Consider the following 10,933-nt stretch of genomic DNA (forward strand, 5'->3'; position numbering starts at 1 on the left):
CAGCCGCGTCTGCTGCTCCAGGCCGGCCAGCACACCCAGGGCCGCGCGCATGCTCTCCTTCATGTACTACCGCTCCTTGTCCCTGCAGCCCGTTGCAATCAACACCGGGCGCGTCAACTTTATGGCGTGAGAAAGGTATCAGAAGTGCGCAAGGCAAGCATCCTTGCGCCCTCCGGACTGCGGCATGGCGAACGGAAACGGGGATCTTCCGGCATCGCCCCGATGCCGGTCCGGCCTCAGGATTCCTTGCGGCGCGCCTCGATCAGGTCCAGGTTGCGCACCAGCCGCCGCGACAGCTCGTCGGAGATCTGCCGGTGGCGCGCCAGCCGGAACAGCTCGTCGCGCTCGGCCTGCAGGCCGGCACGGCGGAACTGGAGCAGCGCGTCCTCCAGCAGGCGCGCCTGCGCCGGGTCGGTCTCGGTCTTGTCGATGCGGTCGAGGTGGCGCTGGTAGAGCTGGCTGACGCGGCTGGCGGCCTCGTTGTAGATGTCCACCTGCACGCCGCGCTCGACCAGTTGCTGGCGCAGCTTCTCCACTGCGGCCAGTGCCGCCTTGGACGCGGCGCGTTCGGCCAGGTCCTCTTCCTTGCGGTGCTCGGGTTCGGCCGGCATCTCCAGGTTGCGCAGCAGCCGCGGCAGCACCAGGCTGGCCACCAGCAGCGAGACCAGGATCACCGACGAAGCCAGGAAGATGGCCAGCTCGCGGGCCGGGAAGGCGTCGCCGCTGGGCAGCGCCAGCGGCAGCGTCATCACGCCGGCCAGGGTGATCGCGCCGCGCACGCCGGCCAGCGAGGTCGCCACCACGATGCGCCACGACGGGCTCACCGCCTGTTCGCCGCGGTAGCGCGCCTTGAGCAGGTTCCAGCGCAACGACAGCCACACCCAGACGAAGCGCAGCGCCGCCAGCGCCAGGTTGAGCGCCAGCACGTACACCAGCAGCCACCACGGCGACAGGTGGCCGGCCTGGTCGACATTGTGGATGGCACCCTGGACGATGCCCGGCAACTGCTCGCCCAGCAGCACGAAGATGATGCCGTTGAAGGTGAACTGCACCGTGTCCCACACCGCCGAGCGCTGCACGCGCATGCTGCCGGGCGCGCGGCCGCTGAGCTCGACATAGCTCATGGTGATGCCGGCCGCCACCGCGGCGAGGATGCCGGAGGCGTTGAACGCCTCGGCCAGCAGGTAGGCCGCGAAGGGCGTGAGCAGGTTGACCAGGATCGCCGCGCCCGGCTCCTCGCCGAAGCGCCGCCAGATGGTGCGCTGGACCAGGCTGACCGCCAGCGTGGTGCCCACGCCCAGCGCCAGGCCGACCAGCGCCACCCACAGGAAGGTCAGCGAGGCCGAGGCCAGCGAGAAGGCGCCGGTGAGCGCCGCGGCCACGGCGAACTGGAAGCACACCAGGCCCGAGGCATCGTTGAGCAGCGACTCGCCTTCGAGGATGTGCATCAGCCGCTTCGGAATCGGCACCTTGGAGGCGATGGCCGATACCGCCACCGGGTCGGTCGGCGACACGATCGCCGCCAGCGCGAACGCCACTGCCAGCGGCATGACCGGGATCATCCAGTGGATCAGGAACCCGGCGCCGATCACGGTGAACACCACCAGCCCCAGCGCCAGTTCCAGGATCGCGCCCTTGTCTCGGAACAGGCCCTGCTTGGGGATGCGCCAGCCGTCCAGGAACAGCAGCGGCGGCAGGAACAGCAGGAAGAACAGTTCCGGGTCCAGCGTGTAGCCCTTGTTGAACACGCCGGCGATCACCGCGCCCAGCGCGATCTGCACGAGCGGCAGCGGCAGCGAGAAGGGAACGATACGGACCAGATATCCACTGACGGCCACCGCCAGCAGCATCGCCAGGACAACGTCGATCGAATGCATGCCTAATCCATGGGAGCGCCGGCCGTGGACACGGGCGCGACCAACGCGGCCGGCGGGGAGGATGCAAGCAAAGCGCATGGACGGCGCAATGTCCAGCAGGCCGACGCGGCGCGGGAAACGCTGCCGTGCCCTGCCCCCCGGCCATCGTCGTACTGATCATCGACACATGCCCCGGTGCCGGCGCATGGCCGCACTGCTAAGACGATTTCACCCGGCGCGCCATCGCCCTGGCACGGTCGCCGGTGCCGGACCCGGAGGTGGCGCAGACAGGCGCATCGGACCTTCGGAACGAACCACAGCTTGCTTGACGCCAGGCCGGTCAGGCCGGCGCCAGCAGGCGCTCCACCCAGTCGCGGAAATCGGCGCGCATCTGCGGATTGAGGGCATGCTCCTCGTCGTAGGCACGCAGTTCGTGGGCCACGCCGAAGTGGCGCAGGCGCTCGGCCGAGCGCTCAGCCAGCGGGAACGGCAGCTTGCCGTCGCGGCGGCCATGCATCACCAGCGCCTGCAGGCCGTGGGCTCCGGCGTCGGCCGGCACCAGCGGCTCGATTTCCGGCAGGATGCGGCCGCTGAGGATGGCCAGGCCGGCGACGCTGCCCGGCGAGGTCAGGCCGACGCTGGCGCTCATGATGCCGCCCTGGCTGAAGCCGGCGATCGCGGTCCGTGCCGGCGCCAGCCCCAGGCGTTGCTGCTGGCCGGCGACGAAGCCGATCAGCAGGTGCCGGCTGGCCTCGGCCTGGCGCGGATCGATCACCGGCCCGTGCGGGCCGAACTGCACCTGGAACCAGCCGAAGGCCCCGGCCGCGAACGCCAGCGGCCCGCGCGGCAGGATCACGTGCAGCGCCGGATCCTGCTCCATCGCCACCGCGGCCAGGCTCTGCTCGCTGGCACCGACCCCGTGCAGCAACAGCAGCAGCCCGCGCGCGGCCCCGTCGGCCGTACGCTCGACGAAGGTCAGCGGTGCGCTGCTCATGCGGCCAGCTCCCGTTGCCGGGCACCGTCGAAACGGTAGATGTCCATCGCCAGGATGCCCATGTCGACGCCGGCGTCGATGCGCCGCGCACCGAGCCCGCCTTCTCCGGCCGCCCCCATCGCGAAGTACAGCGGCAGCAGGTGCTCGTCGGTGGGATGCGCACGCTCGGCGTACGGCGCCTGCCGGCGATAGTCGAGCAGCGCGGGCATGTCGTCGGCCACCAGTGCCTGTTCGATCCATTCGACGAAGGGCTGCACGTACGGTGCCTCGCGGCCCTCGCCGTAGCCGCCGCGCCAGTCGTGCAGGTTGTGGGTGATGCTGCCCGAACCGACCAGCAGCACGCCTTCCTCGCGCAGCGGCGCCAGTGCCCGGCCGAGCGCCAGCTGGTGCCGCGGGCCGAGTTCGGGCTGGATCGACAGCGGCACCACCGGAATGTCGGCATCCGGGTACAGCAGGCGCAGCGGCACCCAGACGCCATGGTCCAGGCCGCGCTGTTCGTCCAGGTGCGGATGCAGGCCCGCCTGCTCGAGCAGGCGATGGACATGCCGGGCCAGCGCCGGCTCGCCCGGCGCGGCGTATTCCAGTTCGTACAGTGCGGTGGGAAAACCGCCGAAGTCGTGGACGGTCTTCGGCCGCGCCGCGCCGCCCACCAGCGGCCGGCGACCCAGCCAGTGCGCGGAGGCGACGACGATCGCCCGCGGCCGCGGCATCGCCGCGGCCAGCTCGGCCAGGCGCGGCCCGACCTTGCCCGGGCGCAGCGCCGTCATCGGCGAACCGTGCGAGATGTAGAGGGAAGGAAGACGCGACATGACAGTCTCCGATGGTCGGAATGGGATTCCCAGCGTTGCGGCCGGGGGCGGCAGCGGCGGCGACGGCGGCAAAGCCTCGCCGCTGCGACAGGTGCGCTCGCCGAATGGCCTGAGCTAGACCGCTGCGATCACTTGCCGGACGGCCTCAACGCCAAGGCGCCGTCGCCGAGCAGGCACTGCGCCACCAGTGCGACCGCCCAGAAGGCGGGATATTCCCAGCCGCCACCGGCGTTGGCGAAACCGAAGCCATTGGCGCCATGCACGCTGACGATGGTTCCCAGCAGCAGCGGCACGCCCAGCAGCGCCAGCCATCGCGCATGGATGCCCAGGACCAGGGCGACGCCCAGCAGCAGTTCCAGGGCCATGGCGACGTAGGCCAGTCCGCCCGGCAGGCCCAGCGACTGGAAATAGCCCACGGTGCCGGCCGGGGTGAAGACCAGCAGCTTGGTCAGGCCGTGCACCAGGAACAACACGCCCAGGGTGATGCGCAGCAGCGCGATGCCGTAGGCCGTGGTGCGAGGGGAGACGGTGGAGTTCATGGCAGGTTTCTCGGATGAAGTGGGCTTCCGGGTAGCTTATTGACATCCACAATGAGATAAATACAAGAAATAACCAATGTTCTTTGCAGGAAACGGAATAAATGGACACCCTGGAAGCCATGCGCATCTTCGTGGCGGTGGCCGAGCGCAGCGGCTTCAGCGCCGCCGCTGACGCGCTCGATCTCTCCACCGCCAGCGTCACCCGCCAGGTGGCCGCCCTCGAGAGGCGCCTGGGCACGCGCCTGCTCAACCGCACCACCCGCCGGGTGAGCCTGACCAGCACCGGCGCGACCTACTACCAGCGCGCCGTGCAGCTGCTGGCCGAACTGGACGACCTGGAAGCGGCCATCGGCGCGCAGGCGCTGGTGCCGTCCGGGCTGCTGCGGGTCAATGCACCGGTGAGCTTCGGCATCGCCCGGCTCGGTCCGCTGCTGGCCGGGTTCCGCCAGCGCTACCCGCAGGTGCGGCTGGACCTGTCGCTGTCCGACCGCCTGGTGGACATGGTCGAGGAAGGCTTCGACGTGGCGATCCGCATCGCCCGCAACCCCTCGCCCGCACTGATCGCACGCAAGCTGGCCGAGGCCCGGCTGGAACTGTGCGCGGCGCCGGACTACCTCGCCCGCGCCGGTACCCCGCGATTGCCGGAGGACCTGGCCGGCCACCAGTGCCTGGCCTACAGCTACTGGTCCGGCGGCGACGAATGGCAGCTGCAGGGAGCGGACGGCGAGCACGCCGTGCGCATCGGCGGCGGCCTGCGCGCCAACAACGGCGACGTGCTGCGCGAGGCGGCGCTGGCCGGCATGGGGGTGATCCTGCAGCCCGACTTCCTGGTCGAGCGGGACCTGGCCAGCGGCGCGCTGGTACGCGTGCTGCCCGGCTACACGGCGGCGCCGATCGGCATCCACGCCGTGTACACCAGCCGCAGCCACCTGGCGCCGAAGGTGCGCAGCTTCATCGACTACCTGGTCGAAAGGCTGGCCCCGGATGCACCGCCCGCAGCGGCCGGCGGATACCGGCGCCCCAGCGCGTAGCGCGGGCGAGGCCAAGGGCCGCAGGCGGGAACGACGGCCATGGCGGCGTCCCGCCGTCCCGGTGCACTGCGCGGACCCGGACTACTGCGGATTGCCTGCCCGGACGCTGCTGCCGGCCACGCGCCCGGACGAGCCCGACGCCTGTACCCATCCGCCATTGACCGGCCCCGCGCACTCGCGCAGATGGTCGATGAACACCCGCAGCTTGGGCGGCAGGTGTTCGCGTGCCGGATAGTAGATGTGCCAGCCGGGGAACGGTGCCTGCCAGTCGTCGAGTACCCGCTGCAGCCGCCCGGCCGCCACGTCGGCGGCGACCTGCCACTCGAACACCTGCCCCAGCCCCAGTCCCCGGCGCAGCGCGCTCAGGCCGATCTCGCTGTCGTTGACCACCAGCCGCCCGTCCACCTGGACCTCGAAGTCGCGGCCGTCGCGGGTGAACTCCCAGGGCTGGATGCGGCCGTTGCTGCGGCGATAGCGGATGCAGTCGTGGCCAACCAGCTCGGCCGGCGCGCGCGGCGGCGGATGGCGGCCGAAGTAGTCCGGCGTGGCGACGATGGCCTGGCGCTGCGCCGGCCCGATCGGTACCGCCACCATGTCGCGGGCCAGGCACTCGCCCAGGCGGATGCCGGCATCGAAACCGCCGTCGACGATGTCGGCCAGGGTGCGGTCGACGAACAGCTCGACCTTCACGTCCGGGTACTTCGCCAGGAACCCCGGCAGGTGCGGATCGACCAGTTGCTCGGCGGCCACCGCCGGCAGGTTGATGCGCAGGTTGCCCGAAGGCCGGCCGCGCAGGTAGTCCAGGTCGGCGAAGGCCGCATCGATCTGCTGCAGCCCGGGCGACACCTGCCGCAGGAAGCGCTCGCCATGCTCGGTCAGGCCGACCCGGCGCGTGGTGCGGTTGAGCAGGCGCACGCCGAGCTGTGCCTCCAGTGCGCGCACCGTCTGCGACAGCGCCGATGGCGAGACCTCCAGCTCGGCCGCCGCGCGAGTGAAGCTGCCATGGTGGGCGACGCGGGCGAAGGCCACGACCGCCGGCAGGGGATTGGCCGCCATTGTTTAGTCCAGCTTAAAGGAGGATCCCCATTCTGGGGATTTATCGCCACAGTCGCCAGCCACAGAATGGTCGCCATCCCCCGCAACGAGAACTCCCGTGCAACTGAACGACTATCGCCTGCTCGGCCGCTCCGGCCTGCGCGTCAGCCCGCTTTCCCTGGGTACGATGACCTTCGGCAAGGACTGGGGCTGGGGCGCCGACGAGGACGACGCCCGTCGCCAGTTCGACCTCTATATCGATGCCGGCGGCAACTTCATCGACACCGCCAACATCTACACCAACGGCAACTCGGAGACGCTGCTGGGCAAGTTCGCCGCCGGCCGCCGCGACCGCCTGGTGATTGCCAGCAAGTACACCCTCAACCCGTTCCCCGGCGATCCCAACGGTGGCGGCAACCACCGCAAGAACCTGATGCAGTCTGTCGAGGCCAGCCTCAGGCGCCTGGGCACCGACTACCTGGACCTGCTCTACCTGCACATCTGGGACGGCACCACCCCGGTGGAGGAGATCATGCGCGGCTTCGACGACCTGGTGCGCGCCGGCAAGATCGTCTACGCCGGCATCTCCGACACGCCGGCCTGGCAGGTGGCGCGGATGCAGACCCTGGCCGAGCTGCGCGGCTGGTCGCCGCTGGTGGCGCTGCAGATCGAATACAGCCTGGCCCAGCGCACGGTCGAGCGCGACCTGGTGCCGATGGCGAACGCGCTGGGCCTGTCGGTGCATGCCTGGTCGCCGCTGGCGATGGGCGTGCTCACCGGCAAGTACACCCGTGCCGACCTGGAGCGCACCCGTGCGCAGGGTGCCGGCACCTCGCCCGGCGGCGACGGCGGCCGCGGCGCGGTGGCCTATTCGCACGACATGCTCGACGAGCGTACGCTGGGGATCGGCGAGGTGGTCAAGGCGGTCGCCACCGAGAGCGGACACTCGCCGGCACAGGTAGCGCTGGCCTGGCTGCTGCAGCGTCCCGGCGCACCGATCCCGATCGTCGGCGCACGCACGCCCGCGCAGCTGCAGGACAACCTCGGCGCGCTGCAGGTGGCGCTCGACAGCGAGCACCTTCGGCGGCTGGACGAGGCCAGCGCAGTGGAACTGGGCTTCCCGCACGACTTCATCCGCGGCCCGATCCCGCAACAGCTGGTGTTCGGCGGTACCCGCGTGCAGCCGCGCTGATGGCGTACGTCCTTCTTCCGTTGGGGTGAAGGCGTGTTGCCTGCAAGCCGCTGGCTGGCACACGCGTGAACACCTGGTGCGCTGCGCCGGATCAGCGGCGAAGCGCCGGATAAGAAGGGGTACGCACGAAACCCTCGTGCAGCCGAAACGACACGCAGGGTGTCCCCCGTACCCTCGACTCCACTCCCTCTCCCGATGGGCAGAGGGACTTCCATTTCCTTCCAGGAGATCTCACATGAAGACCCGAACTCTCGGCCGCAACGGTCCGGAAGTTTCCGCCCTCGGCCTCGGCTGCATGGGCATGAGCGCGTTCTACGGCGACCGCAGCGACGAGGCCGGCTCCATCGCCGTGATCCACCGTGCGCTGGAACTCGGCCTCACCCTGCTCGACACCGCCGACATGTACGGCCCGCACACCAACGAGCGACTGGTGGGCAAGGCGATCGCCGGCAAGCGCGACGCGGTGTTCCTGGCCACCAAGTTCGGCATCAAGCTCGACCCGGACGACCCCGCGGCGCGCGGCGTCGACGGCCGCCCGGAGTACGTGCAGTCCGCCTGCGAGGCCAGCCTCAAGCGCCTGGGCGTGGACCACATAGACCTGTACTACCAGCACCGCGTCGATCCCGATGTGCCGATCGAGGACACCGTCGGCGCGATGGCGCGGCTGGTCGAGCAGGGCAAGGTGCGCTTCCTCGGCCTGTCCGAGGCCGCGCCGGCCACGATCCGCCGCGCCCACGCCGTGCATCCGATCACCGCCTTGCAGACCGAGTACTCGCTTTGGTCGCGCGAGCCCGAGGAGAACGGCGTGCTCGCGACCGTACGCGAACTGGGCATCGGCTTCGTGCCGTACTCGCCGCTGGGCCGCGGCTTCCTGACCGGTGCGATCGCCTCGCCGGAGGATTTCGATGCCGACGACTACCGCCGCCATTCGCCGCGCTTCCAGGGCGAGAACTTCGCCCGCAACCTGCAATTGGTCGAACAGGTGCGCGAGCTGGCGGCGGCCAAGGGCATCACCGCCGGCCAGCTGGCGCTGGCATGGGTGCTGGCGCAGGGCCAGGACCTGGTGCCGATCCCCGGGACCAAGCGCATCAGGTACCTGGAGGAGAACCTGGGCGCACTCGACGTGACGCTGGATGCCGCGGACCTGGCGCGCATCGATGCGGTGTTCCCGTCCGGCGCCGCCGCCGGCACGCGCTACCCGGAAGCGATGATGAGCCACGTCGATCGCTGACGGCACGCCGCCTGGCCGCCCTCCGGGGCCGGCCAGGCCGGACACGGCCGCAACTTGCGGCCGTGTCCGCAAGCCAGTTCCCGCTCGCTCCGGGTCCGGGCACTCGGAGAACCCGCCCGCCGATCAGGGCCAGCTTCGCAACGTCGCCGGTGCACGTCCCATCCGGGCGCAGGCGCGCGCCGCCAGGCCATCGGGCAGCGCGATGCGGAACAGCGGCGCCGATGTCCGCAGCAGCCGCGCCGCGATGCGTGCGCTGCCACGCCTGGACAGTGAGAGCTCCAGCATGTCGCCTGCCCATCCGGGCAGCAGCGCGATACCGGCGCCGAGGAATACGTCGCGCGAAAGCCGCGGCGCCGGAACCGGGAGCCGCACATCGAACAGGACATCCAGCACTTCGCGCGAACGCTCATCCACCTGCAGCGTCGGCCGCACCGCAGCGAAATAGTCGTGCACCTCGGCCTCGCTGCGCGGCACCGCGCGTGCACCCAGCATCTCGGCCACGCGGCACGTCTCGTCGTAGTAGGCGTCGGCGATCGCCGCGGGAACGTCGCGGCAATAGCGTCGGCAGCCGTGCAGGAAGCCGTACGCCTCGGTCACGTGCACCCACGTCAGCAGCCCGGGATCGTCGGCCGAATACGCCCGCCCGTCGGCCGCATGCCCGGCCACCTGCGCATGCACGGCCGCCACGCGCCGGATCAACGCCAACGCGGTCTCCCGCGGCGCATAGGTGGTGCCTGCGACGAAGCTGGTCGTCCTGCGCAGCCTGCCGACCAGATCCTCGCGGAAGCGCGAATGGTCCCACACCCCGGCCAGCGCCAACGGGTGCAGCACCTGCAGCATCAGCGCACACAGGCCTCCGGCCAGCATGCCGGGAAACTCCGAGTGGATCCGCCAGGTCACGCTGTCCGGGCCGAAAAGCCCCGGATCCCCGGGCGGCGAATCGTAGTCGATCCCGCTCTGCCCGCGCGGGAAGGCACGCAGCACCCAGTTCCGCAGCGGCGCGGCGATCATGGAAGGCAGGCGGTCGGGCATGGGCGGCATCGCCTCCCATTCTGTACCTCGCATCGGCTTCGGCAACGGCAACGAAGCGGAAAACGTTGTGCACGCGCAGCAAACCCTGTCTCCGATCCGGGAGCAAAAGGCCATCGATGCGGGCCGATCACGGGTTCATGCGCCCATTCATCTCATTGCTCACGGCCACTGCACGCAGGCGCCGGGGCGATGTGCTAGAACCGGCCCATATGCCGTTGTCGCCTCAGGTACTACCCCCATCCGCAAGGAGCCCGTCATGATCACATTGTTCAAGGGGTTGGGATTGTTGCTGAAGGAGAATGCGCTGAACCGCGCGCCGTTCGAGGAGCAGGTTCGCCACTGGAAGCAGATCGGCGAGCAGGAACTGCTGGACGAGGTCGACCTGCTCGCCCGTGCCAAACGCCAGTGGGTGGTCGCCTCGATCATCGGCTGGCAGGCCATCTCGCTGATCCTGCTGGGCGTGATCGTCGACCAGCTCTGGCAGCACGACTACCACATCACCTTCGCCCGCGTGGTGATCGTCTTCACCTCATGGGTATCGATCCTGTTCGTGATGTGGTTCATCGCCGACATGTTCGATCACCAGGCCGGCTTCGAACGCTGGCTCACCGCATTCAACAGCCGCGAACCGCTCTCGGCCGACGCCGACACCGTCGAATGCGTGGCCGACGCGCTGGCCATGGCCCGCCACTATCCCGAAGTGCTGGCCTACAAGCAGGCCGTCACCGCCAAGCGCCGCCTGCGCCATGCCGACATCCACATCATGCGCGAGATGGGCCGGCTGAGGCAGCACACGGAACTGGTCAACGCCCTCAACCATTTCGACGGCAGCCCCGCGATGCACGCGGCTTGACTGTCCAAGGCAGGGCGGGTGGTCCCCAAGCTGCCGGCAACCCCAACGTGGCCGGTACCAGCCGCTGCCGGACTGGTGTCGGTTCGCCAGCCGCTCCCGACACCGCGCGGGAGATGTGCATCCTCCCCCCGTATCGGCAGGCAATCGTCCCGAGCTAGGGACAGATCCCCGCCTGATCCCGCAGCCGACGCCTGAGTCCGGCTTCTGCTCGGAGGCGGCGACACCGGCATGGATTGCGTGCGCAGCGCGATCCGCCTGGGTGCGGCCAAGGTCACCTGCGCCTATCGCCGGGACGAGCAGAACATGCCGGGATCTGCGCGCGAGGTAGCGAACGCGCGTGAGGAAGGGGTGCGTTTTCTGT

At 69.9% G+C, this 10,933-nt stretch carries 10 protein-coding genes and 1 pseudogene; 5 read left to right on the forward strand and 6 right to left on the reverse strand.

All coding sequences use genetic code 11. The annotated features are described in order from the left end of the window. Window positions 1–236: 236 nt before the first annotated feature. From LRX76_RS18425 to LRX76_RS18440, 4 genes are all read right to left on the reverse strand, one after another. Complete coding sequence (locus LRX76_RS18425; protein ID WP_231807093.1) at window positions 237–1,877, reverse strand: Na+/H+ antiporter; 1,641 nt, start codon at window positions 1,875–1,877, stop codon at window positions 237–239. 319 nt (window positions 1,878–2,196) lie between these two features. Next, a complete protein-coding gene (locus LRX76_RS18430) occupies window positions 2,197–2,850 on the reverse strand; it encodes a phospholipase (RefSeq protein WP_231807094.1) in 654 nt (217 codons plus the stop codon). Continuing rightward, window positions 2,847–3,659 carry a class III extradiol ring-cleavage dioxygenase gene (locus LRX76_RS18435; protein ID WP_231807095.1) on the reverse strand — a complete coding sequence of 271 codons (813 nt, stop codon included), beginning with the start codon at window positions 3,657–3,659 and terminating at the stop codon, window positions 2,847–2,849. The genes LRX76_RS18430 and LRX76_RS18435 overlap by 4 nt, the downstream gene beginning before the upstream one ends. A gap of 128 nt (window positions 3,660–3,787) precedes the next feature. Next, window positions 3,788–4,198 carry a DoxX family protein gene (locus tag LRX76_RS18440; protein WP_231807096.1) on the reverse strand — a complete coding sequence of 137 codons (411 nt, stop codon included), beginning with the start codon at window positions 4,196–4,198 and terminating at the stop codon, window positions 3,788–3,790. Window positions 4,199–4,299: 101 nt separating this feature from the next. On the opposite strand from LRX76_RS18440, the gene LRX76_RS18445 reads away from it, so the two are divergent. Next, the gene (locus tag LRX76_RS18445) at window positions 4,300–5,229 is read left to right on the forward strand and encodes a LysR family transcriptional regulator (protein ID WP_231807097.1); all 930 of its coding nucleotides are present in this window, start codon (window positions 4,300–4,302) and stop codon (window positions 5,227–5,229) included. Between the two features lie 81 nt (window positions 5,230–5,310). On the opposite strand, the gene LRX76_RS18450 is transcribed toward LRX76_RS18445, so the two are convergent. Then, window positions 5,311–6,285, reverse strand: a complete 975-nt coding sequence (locus LRX76_RS18450) for a LysR family transcriptional regulator (RefSeq protein ID WP_231807098.1) — start codon at window positions 6,283–6,285, stop codon at window positions 5,311–5,313. Between the two features lie 97 nt (window positions 6,286–6,382). Here LRX76_RS18450 and LRX76_RS18455 point away from each other — a divergent pair, with 97 nt between their 5' ends. After that, window positions 6,383–7,456 (forward strand): aldo/keto reductase, encoded by a 1,074-nt coding sequence (locus LRX76_RS18455; protein ID WP_231807099.1) that lies wholly within the window; start codon window positions 6,383–6,385, stop codon window positions 7,454–7,456. 235 nt (window positions 7,457–7,691) lie between these two features. Beyond that, window positions 7,692–8,687, forward strand: coding sequence for an aldo/keto reductase (locus LRX76_RS18460; protein ID WP_231807100.1), 996 nt, complete (start codon window positions 7,692–7,694; stop codon window positions 8,685–8,687). 123 nt (window positions 8,688–8,810) lie between these two features. Here the strand turns inward: LRX76_RS18460 and LRX76_RS18465 are convergent, their stop codons facing one another. After that, window positions 8,811–9,728: an oxygenase MpaB family protein gene (locus LRX76_RS18465; RefSeq protein ID WP_231807102.1), complete on the reverse strand. Its 918-nt coding sequence runs from the start codon at window positions 9,726–9,728 to the stop codon at window positions 8,811–8,813. A 247-nt stretch (window positions 9,729–9,975) separates the two neighbouring features. Here LRX76_RS18465 and LRX76_RS18470 point away from each other — a divergent pair, with 247 nt between their 5' ends. Both LRX76_RS18470 and LRX76_RS18475 read left to right on the forward strand, forming a co-directional pair. Beyond that, window positions 9,976–10,572: a hypothetical protein gene (locus tag LRX76_RS18470; RefSeq protein WP_231807101.1), complete on the forward strand. Its 597-nt coding sequence runs from the start codon at window positions 9,976–9,978 to the stop codon at window positions 10,570–10,572. A 204-nt stretch (window positions 10,573–10,776) separates the two neighbouring features. Continuing rightward, window positions 10,777–10,933: pseudogene (locus LRX76_RS18475) on the forward strand (glutamate synthase small subunit); the annotation flags it as partial.

This window comes from Stenotrophomonas sp. MMGLT7, from assembly GCF_021168555.1.
Lineage (GTDB): Bacteria > Pseudomonadota > Gammaproteobacteria > Xanthomonadales > Xanthomonadaceae > MMGLT7.

Excerpts from the sequence above, each read along its gene's own strand:
- LRX76_RS18460 (WP_231807100.1), top strand. The coding sequence starts at position 7,692 with ATGAAGACCCGAACTCTCGGCCGCAACGGTCCGGAAGTTTCCGCCCTC.
- LRX76_RS18445 (WP_231807097.1), top strand. The coding sequence starts at position 4,300 with ATGGACACCCTGGAAGCCATGCGCATCTTCGTGGCGGTGGCCGAGCGC.
- LRX76_RS18440 (WP_231807096.1), bottom strand. The coding sequence starts at position 4,198 with ATGAACTCCACCGTCTCCCCTCGCACCACGGCCTACGGCATCGCGCTG.
- LRX76_RS18470 (WP_231807101.1), top strand. The coding sequence starts at position 9,976 with ATGATCACATTGTTCAAGGGGTTGGGATTGTTGCTGAAGGAGAATGCG.
- LRX76_RS18425 (WP_231807093.1), bottom strand. The coding sequence starts at position 1,877 with ATGCATTCGATCGACGTTGTCCTGGCGATGCTGCTGGCGGTGGCCGTC.
- LRX76_RS18430 (WP_231807094.1), bottom strand. The coding sequence starts at position 2,850 with ATGAGCAGCGCACCGCTGACCTTCGTCGAGCGTACGGCCGACGGGGCC.
- LRX76_RS18435 (WP_231807095.1), bottom strand. The coding sequence starts at position 3,659 with ATGTCGCGTCTTCCTTCCCTCTACATCTCGCACGGTTCGCCGATGACG.
- LRX76_RS18465 (WP_231807102.1), bottom strand. The coding sequence starts at position 9,728 with ATGCCGCCCATGCCCGACCGCCTGCCTTCCATGATCGCCGCGCCGCTG.
- LRX76_RS18450 (WP_231807098.1), bottom strand. The coding sequence starts at position 6,285 with ATGGCGGCCAATCCCCTGCCGGCGGTCGTGGCCTTCGCCCGCGTCGCC.